At 70.7% G+C, this 24,774-nt stretch carries 26 protein-coding genes and 2 pseudogenes; 14 read left to right on the top strand and 14 right to left on the bottom strand.

Going from position 1 to position 24,774, the window contains the following annotated elements; genetic code table 11:
• Nucleotides 1-253 precede the first annotated feature (253 nt).
• The 4 genes from E6W39_RS32160 to E6W39_RS32145 all read right to left on the bottom strand — a co-directional run bounded on the left by E6W39_RS32160 (nt 254) and on the right by E6W39_RS32145 (nt 4,119).
• Nucleotides 254-1,678 (bottom strand): alpha/beta hydrolase family protein, encoded by a 1,425-nt coding sequence (locus tag E6W39_RS32160; protein ID WP_141636473.1) that lies wholly within the window; start codon nt 1,676-1,678, stop codon nt 254-256.
• Nucleotides 1,679-1,716: 38 nt separating this feature from the next.
• The gene (locus E6W39_RS32155) at nt 1,717-2,280 is read right to left on the bottom strand and encodes an ArsR/SmtB family transcription factor (RefSeq protein ID WP_141636472.1); all 564 of its coding nucleotides are present in this window, start codon (nt 2,278-2,280) and stop codon (nt 1,717-1,719) included.
• Nucleotides 2,281-2,355: 75 nt separating this feature from the next.
• Nucleotides 2,356-3,297, bottom strand: a complete 942-nt coding sequence (locus E6W39_RS32150; protein WP_141636471.1) for an NmrA family NAD(P)-binding protein — start codon at nt 3,295-3,297, stop codon at nt 2,356-2,358.
• A gap of 72 nt (nt 3,298-3,369) precedes the next feature.
• Nucleotides 3,370-4,119, bottom strand: a complete 750-nt coding sequence (locus tag E6W39_RS32145; protein WP_228718449.1) for a polysaccharide deacetylase family protein — start codon at nt 4,117-4,119, stop codon at nt 3,370-3,372.
• A 115-nt stretch (nt 4,120-4,234) separates the two neighbouring features.
• On the opposite strand from E6W39_RS32145, the gene E6W39_RS32140 reads away from it, so the two are divergent.
• The 3 genes from E6W39_RS32140 to E6W39_RS32130 all read left to right on the top strand — a co-directional run bounded on the left by E6W39_RS32140 (nt 4,235) and on the right by E6W39_RS32130 (nt 5,588).
• Entirely contained in the window at nt 4,235-4,585 is a 351-nt protein-coding gene (locus E6W39_RS32140; protein WP_141636470.1) for a winged helix-turn-helix transcriptional regulator, read from the top strand.
• A gap of 102 nt (nt 4,586-4,687) precedes the next feature.
• A complete protein-coding gene (locus E6W39_RS32135; protein ID WP_141636469.1) occupies nt 4,688-5,182 on the top strand; it encodes a cupin domain-containing protein in 495 nt (164 codons plus the stop codon).
• A gap of 46 nt (nt 5,183-5,228) precedes the next feature.
• Complete coding sequence (locus E6W39_RS32130; RefSeq protein ID WP_141636468.1) at nt 5,229-5,588, top strand: DoxX family protein; 360 nt, start codon at nt 5,229-5,231, stop codon at nt 5,586-5,588.
• Nucleotides 5,589-5,732: 144 nt separating this feature from the next.
• Here the strand turns inward: E6W39_RS32130 and E6W39_RS32125 are convergent, their stop codons facing one another.
• The 3 genes and pseudogenes from E6W39_RS32125 to E6W39_RS32115 all read right to left on the bottom strand — a co-directional run bounded on the left by E6W39_RS32125 (nt 5,733) and on the right by E6W39_RS32115 (nt 7,778).
• Nucleotides 5,733-6,401 carry a Type 1 glutamine amidotransferase-like domain-containing protein gene (locus tag E6W39_RS32125; protein WP_141638074.1) on the bottom strand — a complete coding sequence of 223 codons (669 nt, stop codon included), beginning with the start codon at nt 6,399-6,401 and terminating at the stop codon, nt 5,733-5,735.
• A 192-nt stretch (nt 6,402-6,593) separates the two neighbouring features.
• A pseudogene (locus E6W39_RS43770) lies at nt 6,594-6,812 on the bottom strand (maturase); the annotation flags it as partial.
• 186 nt (nt 6,813-6,998) lie between these two features.
• Nucleotides 6,999-7,778: a S1 family peptidase gene (locus tag E6W39_RS32115; protein ID WP_141638073.1), complete on the bottom strand. Its 780-nt coding sequence runs from the start codon at nt 7,776-7,778 to the stop codon at nt 6,999-7,001.
• A gap of 341 nt (nt 7,779-8,119) precedes the next feature.
• Here E6W39_RS32115 and E6W39_RS32110 point away from each other — a divergent pair.
• The 5 genes and pseudogenes from E6W39_RS32110 to E6W39_RS32090 all read left to right on the top strand — a co-directional run.
• Nucleotides 8,120-8,323: pseudogene (locus E6W39_RS32110) on the top strand (IS5/IS1182 family transposase); the annotation flags it as partial.
• 106 nt (nt 8,324-8,429) lie between these two features.
• Nucleotides 8,430-8,630 (top strand): ATP-binding protein, encoded by a 201-nt coding sequence (locus E6W39_RS39915; protein WP_181799539.1) that lies wholly within the window; start codon nt 8,430-8,432, stop codon nt 8,628-8,630.
• Between the two features lie 69 nt (nt 8,631-8,699).
• Nucleotides 8,700-9,374, top strand: a complete 675-nt coding sequence (locus E6W39_RS32100) for a formylglycine-generating enzyme family protein (protein ID WP_141636466.1) — start codon at nt 8,700-8,702, stop codon at nt 9,372-9,374.
• Between the two features lie 38 nt (nt 9,375-9,412).
• Nucleotides 9,413-10,048, top strand: coding sequence for a hypothetical protein (locus tag E6W39_RS32095; RefSeq protein ID WP_141636465.1), 636 nt, complete (start codon nt 9,413-9,415; stop codon nt 10,046-10,048).
• 106 nt (nt 10,049-10,154) lie between these two features.
• The gene (locus tag E6W39_RS32090; protein WP_220140291.1) at nt 10,155-11,192 is read left to right on the top strand and encodes a DUF2332 domain-containing protein; all 1,038 of its coding nucleotides are present in this window, start codon (nt 10,155-10,157) and stop codon (nt 11,190-11,192) included.
• A gap of 57 nt (nt 11,193-11,249) precedes the next feature.
• Here the strand turns inward: E6W39_RS32090 and E6W39_RS32085 are convergent, their stop codons facing one another.
• Nucleotides 11,250-11,909, bottom strand: coding sequence for a TetR/AcrR family transcriptional regulator (locus E6W39_RS32085; protein WP_141636463.1), 660 nt, complete (start codon nt 11,907-11,909; stop codon nt 11,250-11,252).
• Between the two features lie 59 nt (nt 11,910-11,968).
• Between E6W39_RS32085 and E6W39_RS32080 the strand changes: the two genes are divergently transcribed.
• Nucleotides 11,969-13,387: an aldehyde dehydrogenase family protein gene (locus E6W39_RS32080; RefSeq protein WP_141636462.1), complete on the top strand. Its 1,419-nt coding sequence runs from the start codon at nt 11,969-11,971 to the stop codon at nt 13,385-13,387.
• Nucleotides 13,388-13,465: 78 nt separating this feature from the next.
• On the opposite strand, the gene E6W39_RS32075 is transcribed toward E6W39_RS32080, so the two are convergent.
• From E6W39_RS32075 to E6W39_RS32065, 4 genes are read right to left on the bottom strand one after another with little or no spacing between them, the layout of a single operon-like run.
• Nucleotides 13,466-13,888: a DUF6980 family protein gene (locus E6W39_RS32075; protein WP_323809115.1), complete on the bottom strand. Its 423-nt coding sequence runs from the start codon at nt 13,886-13,888 to the stop codon at nt 13,466-13,468.
• A complete protein-coding gene (locus tag E6W39_RS42175) occupies nt 13,885-14,649 on the bottom strand; it encodes an MFS transporter (RefSeq protein ID WP_267286717.1) in 765 nt (254 codons plus the stop codon). Before E6W39_RS42175 ends, E6W39_RS32075 begins: the two co-directional genes overlap by 4 nt.
• A 5-nt stretch (nt 14,650-14,654) precedes the next feature.
• Complete coding sequence (locus E6W39_RS42170; RefSeq protein WP_228718448.1) at nt 14,655-15,323, bottom strand: MFS transporter; 669 nt, start codon at nt 15,321-15,323, stop codon at nt 14,655-14,657.
• Between the two features lie 14 nt (nt 15,324-15,337).
• Nucleotides 15,338-16,945: a glycoside hydrolase family 15 protein gene (locus E6W39_RS32065; RefSeq protein WP_228718447.1), complete on the bottom strand. Its 1,608-nt coding sequence runs from the start codon at nt 16,943-16,945 to the stop codon at nt 15,338-15,340.
• A 167-nt stretch (nt 16,946-17,112) separates the two neighbouring features.
• Between E6W39_RS32065 and E6W39_RS32060 the strand changes: the two genes are divergently transcribed.
• Nucleotides 17,113-18,411 carry a hypothetical protein gene (locus tag E6W39_RS32060; RefSeq protein ID WP_141636461.1) on the top strand — a complete coding sequence of 433 codons (1,299 nt, stop codon included), beginning with the start codon at nt 17,113-17,115 and terminating at the stop codon, nt 18,409-18,411.
• An 85-nt stretch (nt 18,412-18,496) separates the two neighbouring features.
• Here the strand turns inward: E6W39_RS32060 and E6W39_RS32055 are convergent, their stop codons facing one another.
• The gene (locus tag E6W39_RS32055; RefSeq protein ID WP_141636460.1) at nt 18,497-19,420 is read right to left on the bottom strand and encodes an alpha/beta hydrolase; all 924 of its coding nucleotides are present in this window, start codon (nt 19,418-19,420) and stop codon (nt 18,497-18,499) included.
• 79 nt (nt 19,421-19,499) lie between these two features.
• On the opposite strand from E6W39_RS32055, the gene E6W39_RS32050 reads away from it, so the two are divergent.
• From E6W39_RS32050 to E6W39_RS32035, 4 genes are all read left to right on the top strand, one after another.
• Entirely contained in the window at nt 19,500-20,081 is a 582-nt protein-coding gene (locus E6W39_RS32050) for a TetR/AcrR family transcriptional regulator (RefSeq protein ID WP_141636459.1), read from the top strand.
• Complete coding sequence (locus tag E6W39_RS32045; protein ID WP_141636458.1) at nt 20,078-21,715, top strand: ABC-F family ATP-binding cassette domain-containing protein; 1,638 nt, start codon at nt 20,078-20,080, stop codon at nt 21,713-21,715. The genes E6W39_RS32050 and E6W39_RS32045 overlap by 4 nt, the downstream gene beginning before the upstream one ends.
• Before the next feature lie 30 nt (nt 21,716-21,745).
• Nucleotides 21,746-22,402, top strand: a complete 657-nt coding sequence (locus E6W39_RS32040) for a nitroreductase family protein (protein ID WP_141636457.1) — start codon at nt 21,746-21,748, stop codon at nt 22,400-22,402.
• A 64-nt stretch (nt 22,403-22,466) separates the two neighbouring features.
• On the top strand, nt 22,467-23,090 hold the full coding sequence (locus E6W39_RS32035) for a GNAT family N-acetyltransferase (RefSeq protein WP_181799537.1): 624 nt from the start codon (nt 22,467-22,469) through the stop codon (nt 23,088-23,090).
• Nucleotides 23,091-23,115: 25 nt separating this feature from the next.
• Here E6W39_RS32035 and E6W39_RS32030 read toward each other — a convergent pair whose 3' ends face one another.
• The gene (locus tag E6W39_RS32030) at nt 23,116-24,750 is read right to left on the bottom strand and encodes an isovaleryl-CoA dehydrogenase (RefSeq protein ID WP_141636455.1); all 1,635 of its coding nucleotides are present in this window, start codon (nt 24,748-24,750) and stop codon (nt 23,116-23,118) included.
• Between the last annotated feature and the right edge of the window lie 24 nt (nt 24,751-24,774).

Here is a 24,774-nt window from a genome sequence, read left to right as displayed (position 1 = left end):
AATCCTCAGCGCGAGAGCAGTGTCTCAGGACCTCAGTAGAGCAACGGCCTTCTCCAGACTTCCGGCGAACCAACGACAACAACGGTACGCCCCGGTCCGCCGCAAGCGCAAAGGGTTATTTCCGATCCGGCCGGCGACACCATCCACCTGCCCGTTGCACCAGAGTCGACCAGGTGACGGATCGTCATTCATGCTGCGGTGAGCGGATCTCCTTCCTCGCACAGTTCGGCGCCCCTGTTCACCGCAATGGCCGTCACGGAGCAACGCCCCACCACACCGCCCACGGCACGAACCCGACCGCGGCCAGCCCCACTGGGGCCAGGCGCAGCCAGAGCGCCCGGCTCGGCGCCACCCGTCGGCGCCGGAGTGCGGCTGCCGAGACGCAGGCGGACACCACCACGGCGACGGCGAGCCCCTGCACCACCAGCCACATCGCCGGACGGCCCCACACGACGGGCGCCGCCGTACCGTCCCCCGCCACGAAGACGGCGAGCGGGCAGGCCACCGCCGCCACGACCGCCAGCAGGCCGAACACGGCCAACCACCGTACCGGGCGCAGGACTGGGCCCCGGCGCAGGACGGCACTCGCCGGATAGGCGGCGAAGCCGAGAAGCAGCAACGCCGGGGCAAGCCAGGTGTACCAGGCATGGCTCGGTACGGGGGTCGTGGCGATCGCCTGCCCGGGTGCGGGGGCGGCACTCGACGCCGGGGGGTGGCCGGCGGCCACGGCCTGCACCCATGAGGTCATGGTCTGCGCATAGCCGGGCGCCAGCTCGCCCAGGTGCCTGCCGTCGAAGAGCGGGCCGCCGATCCGGTCGAACCCGTCCGTCGTACGGTGCCCGTTGTGCGCACCGCCGGCGACGAAGCCGATGACGGCGTGCTGGTTGCCCGCGCGGGCCAGTGTCTCGCGGAAGATCCGCGAGCTCTCCTGGGGCGGCACCTGCGTGTCGTGCTCACCCCACAGCGCCAGCACCGGCGTTCGGTGCAGCTGTTCGAGCACCGGCACGGGGTCGTAGCCCCCCTCGGGGAACAGCCCGGCCGAGCCCAGGAGTTGAGCGGTCGCGTCGGCCACGGTGCGTCGGAACGGTCCGTCCACCCCCTGGTGGCGCAGGTGTGTGGCGAGGTTCCAGGCCTGGGTGCGCAGCGGGTCGTAGCCGGAGCCGCCGATGGTGACGACGAACGCTACGTCGGCCGAGCGCGACGCGGCCAGCGGCGCCACCCAGCCCCCCTCGCTGAACCCCCACAGGCCGACCTGGCGCGGGTTCACCGTGTTCCTGGACTGCAGCAGCCGCACTCCGGCGAGTGCGTCGTCGGCGAGCAGACCGAAGTCCACGTGGAGCCGGGAGTAGCCGACGGTCCGCTTGTCGTAGACGAGCGTGGTGATCCCGGCCTGCGCGAACGCCTCGGCCTCCTGCCGGTACTCCTCCCGGGGCCCGGCACCCGAGCCGCCGACGAGCACGATGCCGGGCCGCGGGCCGGGTGCTCCGTCCTTGCTGAGGACGGTGCCGTGCAGGAGGAGCCCACCGCCGCCCCGGAAGGTGACCTCCTGGCGGACCAGCCCGTCGCCACCGGCGTACGCCACCGGCGCGGCCAGCAGCAGGAGGGCGCCGGTCAACGCCCCGGACAGGACGGCCAGTACGGCGCGTATCGGTAATGCGGAACGAGTCGAGACCAGCACGGTGTGCGTCCCCCTTCGCAGTCGCTCGGGCCTGGCGGTCAGTTGATCTCGGGAATGCCGAGCAGCCGGACGAGCACGGCCCGCGCCTCGGGCGCTGCCTTGCCCTCCGGGACCGAGTACCGGTAGAGGAGCGCGATGTACTCCTCGAAGAACGCGCGGAGTTGGCCGGGGTCGACCCGGAGCGTGGCGCGCGAGAAGAGCGCCGCGTCGGCCCAGGGCCCCAGCGTGTCGCGCGCCTCCTCGAACCGCCGGGCGGAGTCGATCAGTTCGGCGAGGTTCAGCCGGTGCATCTCGGTCAGCGCCTCGCGCATCTGCGGCGTCTGCCGGCTGTACGGCGGGAACCGCCGGTCCCCCGGCACCGCCCGCCACCACCGCTCCCGCCCCTTCGCCAGCTCCGGTACCTCCTCGACGAAGCCGTGCTTGGCCAGCTGCCGCAGGTGGTAGCTGACCAACCCCGTGCTCTCGCCCAACTCGCGTGCGAGAGCGGCCGAGTTGGCCGGTCCCCGGCGCAGGCATTGCTCGATCTTCTGCCGCATCGGGTGCGCGAAGGCGCGCAGCGCCTCGACATCGGTGATCTCTTGGGCAGGCGGTTGTTCGGCCATGCCCGAAGGCTACGAGTTGCAAATGACATTTGCAAGGACTCTTTGCAACTCTCCGCGCTGCCGTCGTGATCGGTCTCAAACCGTGGGTGGTCGTCCCGTCCATCCGGTGTGGTGCAGCCAGTCCTCGAAGGTCATCAAGTCGGGGTGCAGGCGGCGCAGGAGGTTGATGTCCCGGTCTCGGGCGTAGAGATCACGGTCGGCGAAGAACTGGAACATCGCTGCGTAGTCGTGGCCGAAGTCGGGTACGGCGGCGCGCAGGTCGTCGTGCGGCATCGGGATGTAGGTGCTGGGGGTGCCCGTGACCCGAGCGAAGGTGGCGGCGATCTCGTCGCCGGTGAGGCTGTCGCCGATCACCGCGAGGTCGCGGGCGCCCCAGGACTGCCAGTTGTCGAAGATGTGGCAGGCGAACCAGGCGATGTCGTCGAGGGCGACGAGTGGGTAGTGGGCGGTGCCGAGGGGGAGCCTGAAGGTCAGGCCGCCCCGGTCGTCCGGTCGGGGGGTGAGTCGGTCCCGCAGGTTCTCGAAGTACGGCGCCGTGGTCAGTACCGAGACGTGGTCCGTGTACCAGCCGTCGGTCTCCTTGCGGAGCATTTCCTCCGACCGCATCAGGTCGATGTGGGCGGCGACGGCGGCTTTGCTGTCGAAGTGCGGGACGGGGTGGCCGGTCAGGGACACCGCACTGTCCAACGAGGACCAGATGAAACGCTCCACGCCGGCCCGCTCCGCGGCGGCCAGCAAGTGCAGACCTTGCCGGTACTCACCCACGGCGCTGCCCGTCGCGAAGAAGTCGGTGTTGGCGAACACGCGGTCGGCCGTCCCGAGCAGGACCTCGAGGGCCGCCGGGTCGGAGTGGACCAGTCGCACGCGGTCGGGCGCGCTGGCGGTGAGTTCGGTGGCGTGGGCGGACTCCGGGTGGCGGGTGGGGACGGTGACGGTGGCGTCGGTGGTGGCCAGCAGGTGGCGGATCACGTGGCTGCCCATGGCTCCGGTGCCGCCGACGACGAGGACGTGGGTCATGGCGTTCATCCCTGGTGTGTCAGGACGTGTTCGGCCGCTTGGGCGTGGGTGGCGACCCAGACGTCGCCGGACTCACGGATGTGGTCGAGGATCCGGCCGACCATGCCTGCGAGGAGGCGGTCGGCCGCCGACGTGGGCGTGGACGGTCAGGCGGAAGACGCCTGGCCCGGGGGCGGCGAGCAGCTGGTCCAGTAGCTCACGGTGCAGGTCGCGGTAGGCGTACGGGCCGGCCGCGGCGTCGCGGACGTCGGAGTGGTCGCTGTGCATGAGGGAGACCAGCGGACCGTGAGCGGTGGACAGGATCTGCGGGAGGTCGTGGTCGCCGTGGTCGCCGGTCCAGCGGTAGCCGGCCTCGGTGAGCAGGTCGTCGGTGTGCCTCGAACCGGTGGCGCGTGGGCTCATCCACCCCGTCGGGCGAACGCCGGTGACTCGGCGGAGGATGTCGGTGCAGCGACGGATGTTGGTCCGCTCGGCATCGACGTCGAGCAGCGCGGGCACCACGTCCTGGGCCCAGGAGTGTGCGGCGATCTCATGGCCCGCCTCGTGGACCGCCATGACGGTCTCGGGGTGCCGCTCGGCCACCAGTCCGTTGACGCCGACGGTGGCGGGCAGGTCACCGAGGACGTCGAGCAGCCGCCAGATGCCGGTGGTGACGCCGTAGTCCGCCCAGGAGGTGCTGTGGGTGTCGTCGATGCCGGGCAGCGGCCACGCCGCGGCCATCGGCGCGTAGGCGGGCCAGTGCCCTGGTGACCACAGCTCCAACGCGACGGTGATCAGCGCGACGACCTTCCGCCCGCCCGGCCATTCGGTTACTGCCCTCATTCGGTTCCCCCGCTCGGTAGCTTCCGCCGTGGACGCTTTGGACGCTGTCGACTCTTTGGACGCTAGTGAGGCGGCAGGTACCTCCGGGTTCCTGGCAGCGGGCTACCGTCGGGGTATGCGTGAGTACCCCGGCAGCGTCTTCCTCGCCGACTGCCCGGCTCGGCTGGCGATCGAGATCATCGCCGACAAGTGGGCGGTGGTCGTGCTGTTCGCGTTGAGCCGGAAACCGTGCAGGCACGGCGAGTTGGTCGACCTGATCGGCGGAGTCTCGCGGAAGGTGCTGACCCAGACGCTGCGGCGGTTGCAGGGGTACGGCCTGGTCGACCGCCACGCCGAGACCGGGAAGATCGAGTACGTGCTGACGGACTTGGGCCGGACGCTGGTGAAGCCGATCGCCGTGCTGACCGAGTGGGCTCACGAGCACGGCGCGGCCGTGGTGGAATTCCAAGAGTCCAGAACGGACTGACTGTCAAGGTCCGTAGCTCCACGCTGCAACGATACCCACGGGGTATCGGCGCCGCGGGATGGGTCTTGGACACTGGCAGGCCCCCGGCGGTGCACTTGTGGCATGACCGAAGAAGCAGCGGCCAACGCGCCGCAGGCCGCCCCCGCCGTATCGGTGGTGGGTCCCGGCGACGGCGAGACGATCGTTCTGGGCACCACGCGCATGCGCGTCCTGGAGGACGGCAGCCACACCGGGCACCGCCTCGCGATCGCCGAGTCCGTCCTCGCCCCGCACACCCAGGGACCGCCGCAGCACCGCCACGGCCGGCACGACGAGGGCTTCTACATCCTCTCCGGCACCGTGCGGTTCACCGTCGGGGACGAGGAGTACGACGCCACCGCGGGCACGCTCGTGATGGTCCCGCCCGGCACCCCGCACACCTTCGCCAACCTGACCGACCAACCCGCCGTCATGCTCAGCACGTTCACCCCCGACCTGTACGTGCAGTACTTCCGAGACCTCGCGGCGGGGCTCGCCGGCGGCCGGCCGTTGACGCCGCAGGCCAATGTCGACGCAATGAGCCGCTACGCGACCGAGCCTGCCACCGACCTCGCCTGAAGCAGCCGACGGGTCCTTGTGAACCGATGACCCATGAACGGGAATTATGAACATCGCCTACTGGATCGTGGCGGGACTGCTCGCCCTCTTCTACCTCTACGCGGGCACGCTGAAGGTGACCCGCAGCCGCGATCAGCTCCGACCGATGATGGCCTGGGTCGACCGCATACCCTTGCCCGCCCTCAGGGCGCTGGGGACGGTCGAGGTACTCGGCGCGACCGGCCTGATCCTGCCGCCGCTGACGGGCATCGCGCCCCCGCTGGCACTGGCCGCGGCCGGCGGCTTCGTACTCCTCCAGGCCGGTGCGATCGCCGTCCACCTGACCGGCGAAGACCGCCGGATCGCACTCAACCTCGGGCTCACCACCACCGCGGCTGTGACCATCTGGCTGGCCACCAGGCTGTGATGGAGCACAGCCCTCGACTGGTGGACGCCACTGCAGGGACAAGCCGCCACTCGGCCGCTGTCTTTTCTGGCTCACCGGTACGTGGGCTCAGTCCGGCCACGAGCCGCCGACGCTTCTCACGCCAACTGACAAGTGGGTGAGCGTTCATGATGCCGGGTCGAACAGCCTCCAGTGGCCCTCGGAAACGACCTCGACGTCGCCGTCGGTCACCTTGATGGCGGTCTGGGCGTCCATGGCGTACGCCGGACCGTTGATCCCGGCGGCCCACCGCTCCGCCTCGGCCATGCTGCGCTCCGGATCGCTGTCGAGGTGCGGGAAGATGGAGAAGTCGACGACTCCCAGCGCGCTGTCGTCACCGGTGGGCGGCTTCCAGCCGACGAGATACTCACCGATTCGGGGGGTCAGCGCCATGCTTCCGGCGCTGAGACCGACATAGACGGTGTCGCGCAGCGACGGGAAGAGGTCGGCCAACCCGGACTCCCGCATCCAGTGGCTCAGGTACAGCGCGTCGCCGCCGTTCACGAGGAGAACGTCTGCCTCCTGGACCCAGGAGACCCAGCGTTCCTTGTCGATGCTGGGCAGGGCGGTGAGCTCCAGCACACCCACCGACTTCCACCCCAACTCGGTCATGGGACTGGGGGTCTGGCCACTGATGAAACGCCACGGCCCGCCCGGATCCCCGTACGGGCCCCCGTACCCCGCGGTGGGAATGCAGAGGGCGTTGGCCTCGGCGATCGGTTTGCCCAGCAGATCGACCAGCGCCGCCAGAATGCTTGCGTTCCTGACGCCCGAGTCGGTAAGGAGAAGTTTCATCATGCCCCCAACTGATCGCATGGGAAAGATAATTGGGCGAAGTTAACACAACCGGCTGCGAAGTGGCTTGACAGGATCGATGGTTGACGCGGGAGACCCGGTCCACTGGTGAGGTTCCCCAGGCCTTCAGCACCGTGTCCGCCGCCCCAAGGCTGGGTCGGCGGGCACGGACGGTCGCCCTGCTTGCCTTATTGATCGTTTCAGAATGATCTCATCGCGCAGGAACTCGGCCAGGCGCCGTTTGATCTGCTCGGCCTCGGCCTTCGGTCCGGTGAAGCCAAGGAGGTGGTCGTCTGCATAGCGGACATGGCGAAGCCTGCGACAGCCCGGATCGTTCGGATCCGCGCTGGGCAGGCTGACCATCCGCCGGCGCAATTCCCGAGCCTGGGCCCGGTCATCGCGCCGGCGTGCCAGGCAGGCCGGCCTGCCCCCGGGGCGGGGCCGGGGGCGGGGGAGTTCGGATCGCGGCACTCCCCCTGATCGGCATCGGCCTGTAGCCCAGGCCGGCCCGACTCCGGGCCTCACACGACCAGGCCGACGCCGCGAAGGCCGGCGGCGACGCCCAGCCCGACCCGGAGCCGCGCCCGGGCGGGCAGCTCAGAAACTGCTGGCCGCGCGCGCTATGTCGGCGGCGAAATGGGACACCTGGGTGTACACGCCCGGGTAGCCCGGAGCGGAGCAGCCCGAGCCCCAGCTGACGATGCCGACCTCGATCCACTTGCCGGAGTCGTCCTTGCGGAACATCGGCCCGCCCGAGTCGCCCGGGCAGGTGTTGACATGGCCTCCCAGGAAACCGGCGCAGATCTCGTCGCTGGGTACGAAGTTGACCCCGTACTCTTTCTTGCAGGTCGCGTCGTCGATGAACGGGACGGTCGCCTTGCGCAGGTAACGCTGCTGGTCGCCGCTCCCGTCGTCGCCCCATCCGACGATGGTGAAATTGCCCTTGTCGTAGTTCCCGTTGGTGACGATGGGCAGGGTGGGCAGGTCGAAGGGCTTCGCGAGCTTGATCAGTGCCCAGTCCTTGCCCCAGCCCCAGTAGCCCGGGGCCTCGAACACCTTGGTGGAATGGGTGGAGACGGCCTTGCTCGACTGGAGGTCGACGCTGCCTGCGGTGACGGTGATCCTGGTCTCGTTGCGGGTCTCGCCTACGCAGTGCGCGGCGGTGAGCACAACGTCCTTCTTGTAGAGGGCACCATCGCAGCCCGTCGACAACCGGACCACGAACGGGAACTCGCCCTCGGCGGCCCGGTTTCCGCCGACCACCCGACCGGGGCCGGTGAAGGGCACCGGCTGGGCGGCGGCCGGAGCGGTCGGCTGGAGGGAGAAGGCCGCGAGGGCGACGGCGCCGGTGGCCAACGCTCGTCTGGGCGTGAGCATCTTGCGCAGCAGGGTCAACGCGCTTCCATTCGTGGGTAGGGGGATCCGACGCCTCGGCGGCGTGGGTCGGCACGTGAACCAGGTGACTCCACACGCGTGTCGAGCAGGTTGAGCGCGAACCGGCCGGGCGGGAAGGAACGAGAGAGGCCGGCTCTGATGAGTGCTGCATGTGAGGCACACCTGACAACTCCGAGAAAACCTGACGTGGCCTCACCTGGCCAATAAGGGAAAGCTGAAATACGTATCCCTAACCGGCGCCGCATGACGAGTACCTACTCAAGGAGACTGACAGTCCGTCACCGCATGCCGTCGTGGGGGCTGCAGCCGACTGCCGCGGTGCCGCCCTCGAACCGCTCGCGCGGGGCATCCCGCCCATCCGCTCCCGCCGCGGACCACGCCGAAGACGTCCCGCCGAACTCCACGGCGACAAGGACTACGACTACGACCACCTGCGCCGGTGGTTACGCAGCTGAGGCATCCGGCGCCGCATCGCCCGCAGGGGCATCGATTCCTCCACGCGACTGGGCCGCCACCGCTGGACGATGACTTCTTAGCGTTAACCGCTGTACCGCTGTGCCCCAAGGCCGCCCACCAGCCACGATCCGGGCTTACTCGGTGACGCTGGAGGGCGCCGCGCCGGTGGTGAGGCCGGTGACGAAGGTGGACTCCTCCGACGAGCCGCCCGCCGCAGGTGAACTCCCCCAGGACGACGACTGGTTGAACCTCGCCGAGGGCGGCCGTGGGCTCGCACTCGTCAAGGCCACCGCCACCAGCATGAACTGGCGTCGGATCCCCGGCGGCAAGATCGTCGAGGTCGCCTACCTCCCGCTGCCCCCGGCCCGCCACGGTTGAGACACCCGGCTGCCGGCAATCACAGTTCTGCCGCTCCGCACTGGCGGGTCTCGCTAGGATCTCATGATCATGGACGTCATGACGGGCAACGAGATGATCGCCATCCCACCGGGGCAGGTGACGCTGTCGGACCGGCGGACGCAGCGCAGTTGGTCGGTCGAGCTCGCCCCGTACCGACTCGCGGCGTTCCCGGTCACCCAGGCGTTGTACGCGCGGATCACAGGCCGGCGGCCGAGTGCCGCCCAAGGGGACCAACTGCCCGTCGAGTGCGTCTCCTGGTGGGACGCGGCGCGGTTCTGCAACGCCCTGTCCCTGCGCGAGGGATTCACGCCCGCGTACCACTTCGGCGCGGACGGCGAAGCTGTCGAGTGGGATGCGTCCGCCGACGGGTACCGACTGCCGACCGAAGCCGAGTGGGAGCACGCCTGCCGTGCCGGTACGGAAGGACCGCGCTACGGGGACCTCGACGAGATCGCCTGGTATCGCGCTAACTCGGCCGAGCGCCCCCACGACGTGGGCGGCAAACTCCCCAACTCGTGGGGGATTTACGACATGCTCGGAAACGTGTGGGACTGGTGCTGGGACGTCTACGACGCCGAGGTCTACGGCAGCTACCGGGTGCTCCGTGGCGGCGGTTGGTTCGATGAACACTGGAGTTGCCGGGCCTCCGCGCGGCGCCGCAGCCACCCGACCTTCCAGGTCGACGACGTGGGATTCCGCATCGCACGTTCCCTCGGGGGGTGACGACCGGGTTGTCGGAGGGGGATGCCAGACTCGCCGCCATGAAGATGATCGACGCGATCGAAGCGGTTCTGAAGGCCAACAGCAAGCCGTCGTTCTGGGGGACGGGCGAGGAACGCCTCGGCTACCAGGGTGAGTTCACGCTGGCCGGGCGGCTGTTGAGCCGTGGGAACATCACGGTGTGCGGGCTGGAGGGTGGTGACTTCTTCACGTTCGACGAGGTCGCCGACGGCTTGCACGAGGTGTATCTGGCGTACGACTGGGACGACGAGCAGGGCGCCACCGTCTCCGCCGTCGCACTGGTGGCGAGCGGGACGACGCCGGAGGCCCTGGCGGGGGCGACTTGGGAGGAGGCGGCGGAAGACGTCAACGCGCTGAGCGACCGGGCCTCGGCGATCTCCTCCAGCACTCCTGACAACCTGGTGGTCGGCTGGGCGCTCCGGCGGACCGCCGAATTCGCGGACGCCGAGGACGTGGAGGCACACGCCGTGGCCCAGTTCGAGGCTCAGCAGGAGGCCGGCTCGCGGACCCCGGTGCTCGATGTGGTGGTCGACCCGGCGAACGGGGCGAACACCTTGGTGTTCCCCACCTGCCAGTACAACTCGGACAGCATCCTGGTCGGACGGGACGAGAGCGGGGCGGGCGTCGGCATCTTCTGGTCCGACTTCTCGGGGTGAGGCGGAGCGTCAACTGCTGGACGTGAACGGGGGCTAGAGTCGTCGGATGCCAAAGTCTGCCGCAGGAGACCCCGTTCCCGGGCGTGGGGCTCGCACGCTCGCTCAGGTGTACCGGCATTTCGGTGAGGTCGACGCCGCCGATGCACCGCCGCTGTACGCGCGCGTCGCCCTCGCCATCAGTGAGTCCGGCGAGGCGCTGCGCGCGATCGAGACGGCGCCGGCGCGCAAGCGGCAACCCACCGTGATTCTCGCGGCGCTGCACGATCTCGCCCTCGCCGGACGTGCCCCGGATCTTGCTGCGGCCTATGCCGCTGCGGATGGCGACGCTGCCGCCCGCGCGGCGATCGACACGCTGCTGGAGATGACCGACTCGGTCGTGGCCATCGCCGCGCGGCGCCGGATCCGGGCGAACGAGACCGGACACTGCGCCGTGCTGTATCCGGCCATTGCCGAGGCGGCGCGTCGGGTGGGTGCGAAGACGGTCGGGCTGATCGACGTGGGCTGTTCGGCTGGGCTCAATCTCAATGTCGATCGCGTTGGCATCACCTACGGCAACGGCCAATCACTGGGCGACTCATCGTCTCCGGTGCAGTTGTCGTGTTCGATCGTGGGAGACCGGCCCGTCCCGACGCGGGCGATGCCCGAGGTGGTCGCCCGGGTCGGTGTCGACCTTGATCCGGTGGACGTGACCGACCCTGATGAAGCTCGATGGTTGCGCGCCTGCGTGTGGCCCGATCAGCCGGAGCGGGCCGCGAAGCTCGACGCGGAGCTGGCCTTGGCGGCGACAGCCCCTCCGCTGCTGCTGACGGGTGATGCCGTCGACGTGCTGCCCGACGCCTTCGCCCAGGTGCCTGCGGACGCCCTGCCCGTCGTCACCACCACATGGGCGCTGTCGCGCTTCTCGCTCGAGAGTCGCCTGCGCTTCCTGCACCGCCTCGACGAAGCGGCGAGCGGCCGGCCGGTGGCGTGGGTGTCGGCGGAGGGAGTGGGAGTCGCGCCGGCGATTCCGACATTCGGCGATCGCCGCGCCTCTGGCCACAGCATCATCGGCCTGGCGGTGTTCGAGCAGTCGGCTCTGCGCGCCGAGGCCCTTGGCCGCTGCTGGTCGCAGGGCCGTTTGCTGTCGTGGCCGGCGGACTCCTAGGCCGGTATTTCACACGTCACCCTCTGGGCATTCGCGTCCGCGCTGGGCGATCGCCCTTCAGGCCGGCCGACCGCCCACGGCCCGCAGGGCGAAGGGGAGCAGCCGGTCGGCGGTCTCGCGGGCCGTGGTCTCGTCGACGTCCTCCGGCAGCTGCGGGGTCAGCAGGAAGTGCGTCATCACCGGGCCGGCCACCACCTCGCCGAGCAGGTCAACATCCTCGAGCGGCGGGATCTCCCCGCGCTCGACCGCCCGCCGGACCACCTCCGCCACCCTCCCGTACAGCGGCTGGAGGAATGCCGTGACCAGCGCCCCGGCGAGGGTGCTGTTGTGGGCCGCCTCGCCGATCAGGGCCCGGATCAGCCGACCCCCCTCACCCGTCATGCTGGCGGCCTTGTCGTGCAGGACGACCCGCAGGTCGCCTTCGAGGCTGCCGGTGTCCGGCTGCTCGTACGATCCCTCCCCGTGCAGCGCGGCGGCGGCGATCACCAGCTCCTCCTTGGACGCCCAGCGCCGGTAGAGGGTCGCCGTCGACACGCCCGCCCGGGCCGCCACGGCGGCGGTGGTCAACCCGCCGTAGCCACTCTCCGCCAGGACGGCCAGCGTGGCGTCCAGCAGCGCCCGGTCCCGGCCGGCGTCGCGGGGGCGGCCCCGACGCGGCGCGGAACCGGCCTCGGCCTCGGGCTCGGCGGGCTGTGACGGGAACGTGCTGCGGGTCATGCCACAGAGTTTACTCAAAACCAGAAACGAAATCGTTTCGTTTCGTTTATGCTCGAAGCATGAGCGCTGACACTCGCCCCGCCGCGACCACGGACACCGCAGCGACCACCGACGCCGCCGCGACCGTCTCCCGCCTGCATGCCGCCTTCGCCACCGGCCGCACCAAGCCGCTCGCCTGGCGCAAGGCCCAACTGCGCGCCCTGCGGCGCCTGTTGGTCGAGCAGGAGGCCGCCTTCACCGCTGCCCTGCGCGCCGACCTCGGCAAGAGCGCCGCCGAGGCGTACACCACCGAGATCGGCTTCACGATCACCGAGATCGACCACACCCTGCGCCACCTCGACCGCTGGGTGCGCCCGCGCCGCATCCCGGTGCCGCTGGCGTTGCAGCCGGCCCGGGCCCGCACGGTGCGCGAGCCGCTGGGCACCGTGCTGATCATCAGCCCGTGGAACTACCCGCTGCAGCTGGCACTGGCCCCGCTGGTGGGCGCGCTCGCGGCGGGCAACTGCGCGGTGGTCAAGCCCAGCGAACTCGCCCCGGCCACCTCGGCGGCGCTCGCCCACTGGCTGCCCCGCACGCTGGACCGGCAGGCCGCGGCCGTGGTCGAGGGCGGGGTGCCGGAGACCACCGCCCTGCTGGAGCAGCGCTTCGACCACGTCTTCTACACCGGCAACGGCACCGTCGGCCGCATCGTGATGACCGCCGCCGCCCGTCATCTCACCCCGGTCACCCTGGAGTTGGGCGGCAAGAGCCCCGTCGTCGTGGAGCCCGGCACCGACCTCGCGACGGCGGCCCGCCGGATCGCCTGGGGCAAGTTCATGAACGCCGGCCAGACCTGCGTCGCCCCCGACTACGTCCTCGCCATCGGTGACACCGCCACCGCACTCGAACGGCAACTGACCGCCGCGATCCGCGAGATGTACGGCACCGACCCGGCGAAGAGCCCCGACTACGGCCGCATCGTCAACGAGCGCCACTTCGAGCGCCTGACCGCCCTGCTCTCCGACGGCCGGATCGTCACCGGCGGCGATCACGACCGCGCCGACCGCTACCTCGCCCCGACCGTCCTCGCCGACGTCGACCCGGAGGCTCCGGTGATGCGGGAGGAGATCTTCGGCCCCGTCCTGCCGATCGTCCGCGTGCCCGACCTGGATGCCGCGATCGCGTTCATCACCGCCCGCGACAAGCCCCTCGCGCTGTATGCCTTCACCTCATCCCCCGCCACCAAGCGCCGCCTCGCCGCTGAGACCTCTTCCGGCGCCCTCGCCTTCGGCGTCCCCAACGCCCACATCGCCGTCCCCGGGTTCCCGTTCGGCGGCGTCGGCGAGAGCGGCCTCGGCGGCTACCACGGCGCCCACTCCATCGACACCTTCAGCCACACCAAGTCCGTGCTGGACAAGCCCCTCCTCGCCGACCCCCTGCGCCTCGCCTACCCGCCCTTCACTGCCGTCAAGTCCCGCCTCCTGCGCCGCCTCCTCTGAGCACCGGAACCGCTGCGCACCGAAGTCAGCGAAGTCACCGAAGCCGCCGCAGTCACCGCAGTCACCGAAGGCGCCGACCTACAGCGCGAGCCACCGCTCGTCCTCGAACTCGGCGGGCACCTCGTCCTCCCACGGATCGATGCCGCGGCTCTCCAACTCCTGGAACCACCGGTCCCGTTGGGACTCGGGGAGCCGCCCTCCGCACCACGGGCAGAACTCGATCCCGATGACCGAAGCACCGCCATCGTGGATGATCAGCCCGTACTCCTGGTACTTGGCCGCGAAGTACACCAGGGCATCGGGACAGGAGAACGGCTCGTCGTGCTGGTCGCACTGCCAGTTGACCTGGTCCGTCATCTGGTCGCAGCAGTGTCGCGTCATGGCCTCGGCTTCCGGTTGGTCAATCGGGCGGTCGACGTCGAAGTAGACCATGTTCGACAGGGGCCCTGGACGATCGGCCCGCCGCTCCCCCGCCAGCCGTGCGCCGATCCGGTCGCTCATGCCCGTGGTCGGGGCGGCGGGGTGTCGGCCGGGTCGTGCGCGGTCGGGGTGGTGCGCGGGAGCCGGGTGGCGGTGGCGAGGCCGATGAGGGCTGCGACGGCGAGAACGGCCATGGCGGCGGCGTAGGCGTGCTTGCCGAGGTTGGCGACGAGGATGGTGCCGGCGATGGCGGTGCCGAAGGTCGAGCCGAGGTTGGAGATGCTCCGGGAGAGACCGGAGATCTCGCCCTGCTGCTCCTCGGGGAAGGCGGACTGGACCACGTTCACGGACGGGGTGAGCATCACCCCCAGGCCGAGGCCGATCAGCAGCAGGCCGGGGGCGAACGCCCAGGGGCTGGGCGAGCCGGCGACCAACCCGATCAGGACCCCGATGCCGACGACGGCGAGCGCGAACCCGGCCGTGATCAGGGTCCGTTGCGGCAGGCGCTTGGCGAGGCGTTCCGCGGCGAGTGAGGAGGCGAGCAGCCCGAGGGTGGCGGCGGTGAAGATGACGCCGGTCTGGATGGCGTTGTAGCCCCGCACCACCTGCAGGTAGGTGGCGACGGTGAACGAGGTGCCCATGAGCAGCAGCCACTGGGCGTTCTGGGTGACCAGGCCGAGGTTGGCGGTGCGGTTGCGGAAGAGGTCGGTGGACAGCAGCGGTTCCGCTCCGGCGCGCTCCTCACTGCGGATCCAGTGCATGAACCAGGCCAGCACGAGGACGCCGCCGGCGATCAGGCCGAGCGTCAGCCACAGGTTGTTGTCCGCGGCGAGGATGCCCATGACGATCAGGACCAGCCCGCCGGCCGACAGGACGGCCCGCGGACGTCGAACGCGCGCGTGGGGTCCGGCGGCAGCGGGTCGTCGATGGTGCGGCTCAGCGCGATGATCAGCGCGATGATCAGGGCCTGGAAGACGAACGCGGCCCGCCAGCTGATCGCGGAAGTGATCAGCCCGCCGATCAGCGGACCCGCGGCCGCGCCGACCCCGCCGGCGGCCATGATGACGCCGAACGCCCGCGCGCGGGAGGTCAGATCGGGGAAGTGCAGGGTGGCGAGGATGTAGACCGGGGGAATGAGCAGGGCCGTACCGACGCCCTGGAAGATGGAGTTGCCGAGGATCAGCACGCCGAGTCCGGGCGCCGCAGCACTGAGGATGGTGCCGATGCCGTAGACGGTGAGGCCCGCGACGAAGCAGCGCTTGCGGCCGAACCGATCGGTGGCCTTGCCGCCCGGGATCATGAGGGCTGCCATGACGAGCAGGAACAGGGTGATCGCGACCTGCACACCCTGGACGCTGGTGTCCAGGTCGTGGCTGATGTCGTGGATCATCACGTTCATGTTGGAGCCGGCGAAGCTGCAGATGAACTGCGCCAGCGCGAGCGGCGCCAGCAGCCGCGAGCCGGCACTCGCTCCCGCTGGACGGCGGTGGCCGCTGACGGCGGCATCCTCGGTCACGGGACCCGCACTCCCTAAGCCCTCGACCGCTCGGCGCGGTCGAGTTCCTCGTCGAGGGCGAGGGCCGCGGCGACGAGTGCGAGATGGGTGAACGCCTGGGGGAAGTTGCCGAGTTGCTCACCAGAGGGGCCGATCTCCTCGGCGAACAGGCCGACATGGTTGGCGTAGGTGAGCATCTTGTCGAACGCGTAGCGGGCCTGGTGGACGCGCCCTGAGCGGGCCAGGGCCTCGACGTACAGGAAGCTGCACAGGCTGAAGGTGCCCTCGGAGCCCCGCAGACCGTCGGGTGAGGCGGCGGGGTCGTAGCGGTAGACCAGGCTGTCGCTGACGAGTTCCTCGCCCATGGCGTCAAGGGTGCTGAGCCAGTCCCGGTCGGTCGGGGACAGGAACCCGACGCGGGGCATCAGCAGCAATGAGGCGTCGAGCACGTCGGTGTCGTAGTGCTGGACGAAGGCCGCGCGCTTGTCGCTCCAGCCCCGCTCGATGATCTGCCGGAAGACGGCGTCGCGGGCTTCGCGCCAGCGAACGAGGTCGGCGGGCCGGGCATGGGTGGCGGCCATGCGGATCGCCCGGTCGAAGGCGACCCAGGTCATCAGGCGGCTGTAGGTGAAGTTGTGGCGGCCCCCGCGGGTCTCCCAAATGCCCTCGTCCGGGCGGTCCCAGTGCTCGCACAGCCAGTCGATGAGCTCGGCGAGCACGTGCCAGCCCCGGACGTCCCCGATGTCCTCGGACTGGGCGATGGCGTAGGCCGCCTCACCGTAGATGTCGAGCTGGAGCTGGTCGGCCGCCGCATTGCCGGCCCGGACCGGGGCGGAGCGCCGATAGCCCTCCAAGTGCTCGATGACCTCCTCGGCCAGCTGCGGCTCGCCGTCCACCCGGTACATGATCTGCAGGAGCTCGCCGGTAGCGGTGCCGTCGGCCTCCAGCCGCTCGCGCAGCCAGCGGCGGAACGCGTTCGCCTCGGCGGTGAATCCGAGGTCGATGAGCGCACGCACCGACAGGGAGCCGTCCCGCACCCAGGTGTAGCGGTAGTCCCAGTTGCGCTCGCCTCCGACCTGCTCGGGCAGACCCATGGTGGCTGCCGCGATCGGGGCACCGGTCGGGGCGTAGGTGAGCAGCTTGAGGGTGATGGCGGACCGGATGACCATCTCGTGCCAGCGGCCCTTGTAGCGGCAGGACCGCAGCCAGGTGAGCCAGAAGTCACGGCATGCGTCGAACGCCGCCGCCACCTCCTCGGTGGTCGGCGGCGACCCGCCCGGTTGCCCGCCGCGCTCGCCCGTCTCGGCGGTGAGGAGCACCGCGGCGCTCTCACCGGCGTCCAGGGTGAAGCGGGCGGAGACATCCGAGCCGTCGGCGTGGAGTCGAACCGGCGCGGTCGCCTGCACGTGCAGATCGGTGTCGGGACCGTGGAAGACGATGCTGCCGTCATCGAGGCGGCTGAGCGTGTGCGAGGCGCGGCCGTAGTCGAAGCGGGGCCGGCACAGCAGCTCGAAGGGCAGGCTGCCGCGGACCACCCGGGCAACCCGGGTGAGCCGGTGCCGGGCGGCAGGGGCGTTCGAGGCGATGGGCACCATGAAGTCGATGACTTCTCCGACACCCTCCGGGGCCACGAACCGGGTCATGAGCACTGGTGTGTCCGGTAGATACAGCTGGCGCACCACGGCTTCCTCCCCGAGATCCGCGGCGAGGCGGCAGTGGCCACCGCGATCTCATCGATCTGCCGCTGGATCCCGATGGGACGGCGACTCAACGCAACATCTACCGGCGCTCGCAGACGCAGGGATGCGACATGCAGCCGGCCGCTCTCGTCGGCACGCTGGACGACAACACCACGACGGAGTTCCAGGAGGAGCCGCCACCGCCGCCGACTCCGGAGCAGCTGGCGGCGGTGAAGGCGAACATCGACAACCAGATGGATTGGCTTCAGGACCTCCACGACGACCTGCAGGACGACATCAACACCGTCTACGACTTCGTGTCCGAGGATCCGTCCATCGACCCCGAGCAGACCTTCGTCGCCAACCTGCTCGACGACGCCGCCTGGGGTATCGGCGGTGTCGATTTCCCCGGCAATGCTTTCTTCTCCGCAGCCGTGGCGAACCTGTTCTGGAGCTACGTCACCGACACGCCGCCGAGCCTCCAGGGTGCGGCGGCCGGCGTGTGGAACCGGTTCCACAAGAGCTTCTTGCAAGCCCAGGACGATCTGGGCGCAATCAACGATGACATCCCGGGGAACTGGACCACTACCTGGACGAATCCGGTGACCGGGGAGGCGGCCGCGGTTTATACGATGGCCTCCCCGGAGTATTCCGTGCCCGTCAAGCACAGCAAACCTTACGAGGACGCGCTCACGGCTGCGGATGCGGAATTCACGCTCTCGCTCACCAAGACCCTGCTGCCGCTGCGGTGGCTCGTGCTCGGCGACCCCAAAGGCGTGTTCGTCGACAGCCGGGACTACTCTTCGCCGTCCGAGTACATCGAGAACTGGCTCAGCCAGACCTGGAGCGCGGGTACCTTCGTTTCCTACTACTTCACCTGGGAATCCGCGACGAGCGGGATGTGCACTGCGTCGGGGATGACCGTTTACGAGAACTTCCTCGGGACCGGGTCGACCGACTACTACCTCGCGGGCCAGGCTCCCGCCGATTTCTGCGCCTGGCTGTTCCAGGACGACGGCTACGGCCGGACGACCAACCCGGACGGGCTGGCGACCCGCCATGACGTCTTCTGCAACTGGGGCCTCCAGGGCAGTCTTCCGGCGACGGCCCCGAACTGCGATTCAGAGCCCGCGTCGGACGACGTGGCGGTCGTCGATCTCGAGGCGGAACGGCAGAAGGCCAAGCAGTGGCACGCCCTGTTCGAGCGCACCGACCGGCAGGCCATCGAGCGCCGTGTGATCGAACGGGCGCAAGCGGACCCCGTCTTCCTGCGCGCGTTGGTGAAGGAGCCCAAGGCGACCCTCGAGGCCTTCCTGCAGGTGCAGTTCCCGGCCGGCGTGGAGTTCGAGGTGATCCAGGAGACGCCAGGCCACTTCCGAATGGTGCTGCCACTGATCGGCGCCCCGACCGTGCGGCCCGATCCCTCCTGACCGGCTGCGGGAGCCACCTCAACACGCATGCCGACGGCTCGACCTGACGCTGTGACGGCTCCCGCTGCTGCACGGCGAACCGCCACTACATGCGGAGGAACTCGGTGACCTCCGCCCGTGCGGCCTCGGCGACCTGGCCCACCACGCCCGGCATGCTGAGGAACGCGTGCCCGGCGCCGGGGTACTCGGTGAGCCGCACCGACGTCCCGGCCTCGCGCAGGCGTTCCGCGTAGCGGCGGCCGTGGTCGGCGAGCGGGTCGTGGGTCGGCACCACGACCAGCGCCGGGGCGAGGCCGCTCAAGTCGTCGGCGTACAGCGGTGACAGGGTGCGCGGGTCGCTTCCCGCCGGGACGGCGAGCCGCTGCATCAGGCGCAGTTGGGGCAGGGTGAGGGTCGGGCTGACCGCGTGCTCGGTGATCGAGGGGTGGTCGAGCATCGTCGCGGTGACATCGACGGCGGGGTTGACCAGGACCTGTGCCCGCACCTCGAGGCCGGCCGCGCGGGCCCGGATGGCGGTCAGGGCGGTGATCAGGCCGCCGCAGCTCTCGCCGAAGACGGCGACGCGCGCCGGGTCGATGCCCAACTCGTGGGCGTGGCGCACCACATGCTCAAGCGCGTCCCAGCCGTCGTCGACCGCGGCCGCCAGTGCGGTGTCCGGGGCGAGCAGGCGGTGCTCCACCGAGACGACGAGCGCGGGCAGTCGGGCGGCGAGGTGGCTGTTGACCCAGTCGCTCTGCACCGCCGTGCCCACGAACCCGCCGCCGTGCACATGGAGCACCAGGGGCAGGTCGCCGTGCCCGAGCGACACCGGCCGGTAGACCCGCACCGGCAGGCGGCGCCCCGGCAGCGCCAGCTCCTGCCACTCGATCGCCGCACCTGGATCCGGCACCCCGGTGATCGCCTGCGCCTGGGGCGCCGCGCGCCTGCGGTTCTCATCCTCCCGGTAGGCGGCCAGTTCCTCGTCCGTCATCGTCGCCCAGTCCTGCTGTGCCGCTATCGCCTGGCTCATGCCGTCTCTCCTCGGTGCCCGTAGTTTCGCTACCTCAGGTATCGATACTCAAGGTAGCGAAACCAGCTACCGTATGGGAATGCCCTCTTCGCCCCGACCTCCCGGCCGCCCGCGCACCGGCGTCACCACCGAGGTCTTCACCGCCACCCTGCGCACCGTCCAGGAGCTCGGCTACGCCCGTGCCACCGTGGAACGCATCGCCGCCCGGGCCGGCGTGGCGAAGACGACGGTCTACCGCCGCTGGCCGTCGAAGGGCGAGCTGATCGTGGACTGCTTGCTCGACGCGTTCGGGCCGGCGCCCCTCAGAGAGGGCGCCGGCCGAGCCGAGCTGCTGGCCACGACCATCCGCTGGATCGCGGCGAAGATCAGCGAGCCCGGGGTGGGCGACGCGTTCGCCGGCGTGTTCAGCGACGCCGTCAGCGATCCGGCGCTGCGCGAGATCCTGGCCGCGCGACTGCAGGAGCCCTACCGGCTGGCCCTGCTGAGCGCGCTCGACGAGCCCTCGCAGCGGGTCCTCTTCTTCATCGACGTCGTCGTCGGCACCCTGCTCCACCGGATGGGCATGACCGGCGAACCGATGGCCGATGCCGACGTCGACGCCCTGGTCACGATGGTGCTGCGGTACTTCGCCGGGCAGCCAATAGGATCGACACCATCATGAGCGCAACTCTCGTCACCAAAGACCTGGCTGCCGGACACGGCGAGCGGACCCTGTTCAGCGGACTCGACCTCGTCGTCGCCCCCGGCGAGGTGATCGGACTGGTCGGCGTGAACGGCGCCGGCAAGTCGACGCTGCTGCGGCTGCTGGCGGGGCTGGACCGGCCGGAGCACGGGAGCATCACGCTCAGCCCGCCGACCGCCACCGTGGGCCACCTGCCGCAGGAGCCCGAGCGGCGCCCCGGCGAGTCGGTGCGGGAGTTCCTGGAGCGGCGCACCGGGGTGGCCGCCGCCCAGGCGGCGCTGGACGCGGCCACCGAGGCGCTGGTGGCCGAGGCGCCCGGGTCCGACGACGCCTACGCCAACGCCCTGGACCGCTGGCTGGACCTGGGCGGCGCGGACCTCGCGGAGCGGGCCGAGCAGGTGGCCGGTTCGCTCGGCCTGACCGTCAGCCTGGACCAGGAGATGACCTCGCTCTCCGGTGGCCAGGCGGCCCGCGCGGGGCTGGCCTCGCTGCTGCTCTCCCGCTACGACGTCTTCCTGCTGGACGAGCCGACCAACGACCTGGACCTGGACGGTCTGGAGCGGCTTGAGGCGTTCGTCAAGAACCTGCGCGCCGGCACCGTGCTGATCAGCCACGACCGCGAGTTCCTGGCCCGCACCGTGACCCGGGTGCTGGAGCTCGACCTGGCCCAGCAGCAGGTCAACCTCTACGGCGGCGGCTACCAGTCGTACCTGGACGAGCGCGCCCGGGCCCGCCGGCACGCCCGCGAGGAGTACGAGGAGTACGCGGACACCAAGGCCTCGCTGGAGGCCCGGTCCCGGATGCAGAAGTCTTGGGCGGACAAGGGCACGCGCAACGCACTCAAGAAGAGCCCGGACAACGACAAGATCCGCAAGGCCGCCTCGGTCTCCTCCTCCGAGAAGCAGGCCGCCAAGGCCAAGCAGACCCAGCGGATGATCGAGCGCCTGGAGGTGGTCGAGGAGCCGCGCAAGGAGTGGGAGCTGCGGATGGAGATCGCCGTCGCCCCGCGCTCCGGCTCGGTGGTGGCGACGCTGCGCCAAGCCGTCCTGAAGCGCGGCGAGTTCGGCTTCGGGCCGGTGGACCTGCAGATCGACTGGGCGGACCGGGTGGCGATCACCGGGGCCAACGGCTCCGGCAAGTCCACTCTGCTGGCAGCGCTGTTGGGCCGGCTGGCGCTGGACTCCGGCCAGGCGTCGCTGGGTTCGGGCGTCGTGGTCGGCGAGGTGGACCAGGCGCGCGGGCTGTTCTTCGGCCCGGAGACCCTGATGGCCGCTTTCGGGGCCGCCGTGCCGGAGCTGAACGAGGCCGATGTCCGCACCCTGCTGGCCAAGTTCGGCCTCAAGGCGGTGCATGTCCTGCGCCCGGCCGACACCCTCTCCCCCGGCGAGCGCACCCGGGCCGCGCTGGCGCTGCTGCAGGCGCGCGGGGTGAACCTGCTGGTGCTGGACGAGCCGACCAACCACCTCGACCTGCCGGCCATCGAGCAGTTGGAGTCGGCGCTCGCCTCCTACACCGGCACCCTGCTGCTGGTCACCCATGACCGCCGGATGCTGGAGTCGGTCGCGGTGAACCGCCGGATCTCCATGGCGGACGGGAACTTGACGGAGGTTTAGACCACATCGGGGCTTCTCATACTTGCTGGTATGACGACGTCCCACCCCACCGTCCCGCTCGCCCCGATGCACGTGCCGGCCGACCAGGCCGAGGCGCGCGCCCGGAGCTTCCACGACGTCATGGCCCGGCGGCGGACCGTTCGCGACTACTCGCCGCGCCCGCTGCCGGACGGGGTGCTGGAGTGGGCGATCCGTACGGCGGCGACGGCGCCCAGCGGTGCGCACGTCCAGCCGTGGCGGTTCGTCGTCGTCACCGACCCGGAGCGCAAGCGGCGGCTGCGGAAGGCGGCGGAGGCCGAGGAGCGCGAGTTCTACGACCGCCGCGCCTCCGAGGAGTGGCTGGCCGCGCTCGCCCCGATCGGCACCGACTGGCACAAGCCGTTCCTGGAGGACGCGCCGGCCGTGGTCGTGGTGTTCGAGGTGCACAAGGGCCCCGACACGCCGCGCCCGTACTACACCAAGGAGTCGGTCGGCATCGCGGTCGGCCTGCTGCTGGCCACCCTGCACCAGGCCGGCCTGGCGACCCTCACCCACACGCCGAGCCCCATGCGGTTCCTCAACGAGATCTGCGAGCGCCCGCCCGAGGAGCGCGCCGCCTATGTGATCCCGGTCGGCTACCCGGCCGACGGCGCCCGGGTGCCGGACCTGCACCGCAAGGAGCTGGACGAGGTGCTGGTCCGGCTGTGACGGCGCCGAGCGACCGCCCGAATTCCGTGGTCGGCGAGGGGATCCGGCTGCCATGATGCTTGACATGAACCACACTGACGACGGCCCTGTCAGTCTCGCGGCGCCGACCACCACGCAGACCATCGCCCAGGCCCCCTCCCGCCCGCCCGAGCTCCTCGAGCTGTCCGACGGTTTCGTGCTGCGCCGCCGCACCCTGGCGGACGCCGACACGGTCAACGAGGTGATCGTCCGCGACCTGGAGCATCTGCGCCCCTGGATGGCCTGGGCCACCACCGCCCCGACCCTGGAGCGCTCCCGGGAGATGACCAAGATCGGCTGGCAGCTCTGGGAGGACGGCACGGACTTCATGTACGTGCTGGGCCGGGCCGACCAACCCGGCAGCGTGCTGGGCATGTTCGGCCTGCACCGGCGGATCGGGCCGGGCGCGATCGAGATCGGCTACTGGGTGGCCCGCGAGTACACCGGCCGTTCCCTGGCCACCAACGGCGCCGCCGCGCTGACCGAGGCCGCCCTGGCGCTCCCCGACGTCGAGCGGGTGGAGATCCACTGCGACCAGGCGAACGCCGCCAGCGCCGCGGTGCCGCGCAAGCTCGGCTACCGGCTCGACCGGGTGCACGAGGAGGCCCCCACCACCCCGGCCGAGACCGGCAAGAAGCTGATCTGGATCAAGGAGCGGGCCGCCTGCTGACGGCCCGCCACCCCAGAAGGCACGATCACGCCTGGACCATCGCGGCCCGGCTGATCAGCGTCTCGGTGTCCACCCCGGTCGGCAGCGTGCCGAAGGCGGCGCCGTGGTCGCCGCCCAGCCGGGAGGCGCAGAACGCGTCGGCCACCGCAGCCGGGGCGTGCCGGACCAGCAGCGCGGCCTGCAGCGTGACGGCCATCTGCTCCACCACCCGCCGGGTGCGGTACTCCAGCTCGCTGGTGTCGCCGAGCTGCTTGCGCAGCCCGGCGACGGCCGCGTCCAGATGGCGGTCGGCCCCGGCTGCCGCCTCCAGCTCGGCGAAGTAGGCGTCCACCGAGCGCGGGTTGCGGGCCATCGCGCGCAGCGCGTCAAGCGCCGCGACATTGCCCGAGCCCTCCCAGATCGAGACCAGCGGCGCCTCCCGGTAGATCCGGGGCATGCCGGACTCCTCCGCGTAGCCGTTGCCGCCCAGGCACTCCAGCGCCTCGGCGGCGTGCGCCGGACCGCGCTTGCAGGTCCAGTACTTGGTGACGGCCAGCGCCAGCCGGCGGAAGTCGGCCTCGTCCTCGTCGCCGCCCAGCGACCGGTCGGTGGCCTCGGCGAGGCGCAGCGCGACGGTGGTGGCCGCCTCCGACTCCAGGGACAGGTCGGCCAGCACGTTGCGCATCAGCGGCTGGTGGATCAGCTCGGCGCCGAAGGCCTTGCGGTGGGTGGCGTGCTGCACGGCCCGCTGGACGGCCACCCGCATGCCGGCCGCGGCGCCCAGAGTGCAGTCCAGGCGGGTCATGTTGACCATCTCGATGATGGTCCGCACCCCGCGCCCCTCCTCGCCGACCAGCCAGCCGACCGCCTCCTCGTACTCCAGCTCACAGGAGGCGTTGGAGCGGTTGCCGAGCTTGTCCTTGAGCCGCTGGATCCGCAGGGCGTTGCGGGTGCCGTCCGGCAGCACCCGGGGCAGCACGAAGCAGCTCAGCCCGCCCGGCGCCTGGGCCAGGGTCAGGAAGACGTCGGACATCGGCGCCGAGGTGAACCACTTGTGCCCGGTGAGGTGGTAGGTGCCGTCGCCGGCCGGCAGCGCCACCGTGGTGTTGGTGCGCACGTCCGAGCCGCCCTGCTTCTCGGTCATCGACATGCCGGCGATCAGGCCGCGCTTGCCGTGCGGCTCGCGCAGGCCGAAGTCGTAGTGCCGGGCGGCCAGCAGCGGCTCCAGCCAGCCGGCCAGCTCGGGGGTGGTGCGCAGGGCCGGGACGGCGGCGTAGGTCATCGAGATCGGGCAGCCGTGCCCGGCCTCGACCTGGCTCCACAGGTAGAACTTGGCGGCCCGGGCGGTGTGCGCGCCGGGGCGGGCGTCCTGCCAGGGCGCGGCGTGCAGGCCGTGCTCGACGGCGATGGTCATCAGCTCGTGCCAGGCCGGGTGGAACTCGACCTCGTCGATCCGGTGGCCGAACCGGTCGTGGGTGTGCAGCACCGGCTCGTTCTCGTTGGCGAGGCGCCCCCACTCGGCGGCCTGCTCGGTGCCGGCCAGCCGGCCCAGCTCGTGCAGCTCCGGCAGCACCCAGTCGGCCCCGGCCCGGTGCAGCGCGGCGAGCATGGCCGGGTCCTCGGCGGTGTTGTGCCCGTACGGCAGCGGAACCTGGTTGGTGACCTCGTGGGTGTGCGGCACGGCCTGCTCCCTACTCGTGAGTAA

Source organism: Kitasatospora acidiphila (assembly GCF_006636205.1).
In the GTDB taxonomy this organism is placed as follows: domain Bacteria; phylum Actinomycetota; class Actinomycetes; order Streptomycetales; family Streptomycetaceae; genus Kitasatospora; species Kitasatospora acidiphila.
Note: the sequence above shows the minus strand (reverse complement) of the source record. Positions and strands in the feature narration are given on the sequence as shown.

Coding starts and splice junctions, on each gene's coding strand:
- E6W39_RS32155 (WP_141636472.1), bottom strand. CDS start 2,280: ATGGCCGAACAACCGCCTGCCCAAGAGATCACCGATGTCGAGGCGCTG.
- E6W39_RS32150 (WP_141636471.1), bottom strand. CDS start 3,297: ATGACCCACGTCCTCGTCGTCGGCGGCACCGGAGCCATGGGCAGCCAC.
- E6W39_RS32145 (WP_228718449.1), bottom strand. CDS start 4,119: ATGAGGGCAGTAACCGAATGGCCGGGCGGGCGGAAGGTCGTCGCGCTG.
- E6W39_RS32140 (WP_141636470.1), top strand. CDS start 4,235: ATGCGTGAGTACCCCGGCAGCGTCTTCCTCGCCGACTGCCCGGCTCGG.
- E6W39_RS32135 (WP_141636469.1), top strand. CDS start 4,688: ATGACCGAAGAAGCAGCGGCCAACGCGCCGCAGGCCGCCCCCGCCGTA.
- E6W39_RS32130 (WP_141636468.1), top strand. CDS start 5,229: ATGAACATCGCCTACTGGATCGTGGCGGGACTGCTCGCCCTCTTCTAC.
- E6W39_RS32125 (WP_141638074.1), bottom strand. CDS start 6,401: ATGAAACTTCTCCTTACCGACTCGGGCGTCAGGAACGCAAGCATTCTG.
- E6W39_RS32115 (WP_141638073.1), bottom strand. CDS start 7,778: ATGCTCACGCCCAGACGAGCGTTGGCCACCGGCGCCGTCGCCCTCGCG.
- E6W39_RS32100 (WP_141636466.1), top strand. CDS start 8,700: ATGGACGTCATGACGGGCAACGAGATGATCGCCATCCCACCGGGGCAG.
- E6W39_RS32095 (WP_141636465.1), top strand. CDS start 9,413: ATGAAGATGATCGACGCGATCGAAGCGGTTCTGAAGGCCAACAGCAAG.
- E6W39_RS32085 (WP_141636463.1), bottom strand. CDS start 11,909: ATGACCCGCAGCACGTTCCCGTCACAGCCCGCCGAGCCCGAGGCCGAG.
- E6W39_RS32080 (WP_141636462.1), top strand. CDS start 11,969: ATGAGCGCTGACACTCGCCCCGCCGCGACCACGGACACCGCAGCGACC.
- E6W39_RS32075 (WP_323809115.1), bottom strand. CDS start 13,888: ATGAGCGACCGGATCGGCGCACGGCTGGCGGGGGAGCGGCGGGCCGAT.
- E6W39_RS42175 (WP_267286717.1), bottom strand. CDS start 14,649: ATGGGCATCCTCGCCGCGGACAACAACCTGTGGCTGACGCTCGGCCTG.
- E6W39_RS32065 (WP_228718447.1), bottom strand. CDS start 16,945: ATGACCCGGTTCGTGGCCCCGGAGGGTGTCGGAGAAGTCATCGACTTC.
- E6W39_RS32060 (WP_141636461.1), top strand. CDS start 17,113: ATGCAGCCGGCCGCTCTCGTCGGCACGCTGGACGACAACACCACGACG.
- E6W39_RS32055 (WP_141636460.1), bottom strand. CDS start 19,420: ATGAGCCAGGCGATAGCGGCACAGCAGGACTGGGCGACGATGACGGAC.
- E6W39_RS32050 (WP_141636459.1), top strand. CDS start 19,500: ATGCCCTCTTCGCCCCGACCTCCCGGCCGCCCGCGCACCGGCGTCACC.
- E6W39_RS32045 (WP_141636458.1), top strand. CDS start 20,078: ATGAGCGCAACTCTCGTCACCAAAGACCTGGCTGCCGGACACGGCGAG.
- E6W39_RS32040 (WP_141636457.1), top strand. CDS start 21,746: ATGACGACGTCCCACCCCACCGTCCCGCTCGCCCCGATGCACGTGCCG.
- E6W39_RS32035 (WP_181799537.1), top strand. CDS start 22,467: ATGAACCACACTGACGACGGCCCTGTCAGTCTCGCGGCGCCGACCACC.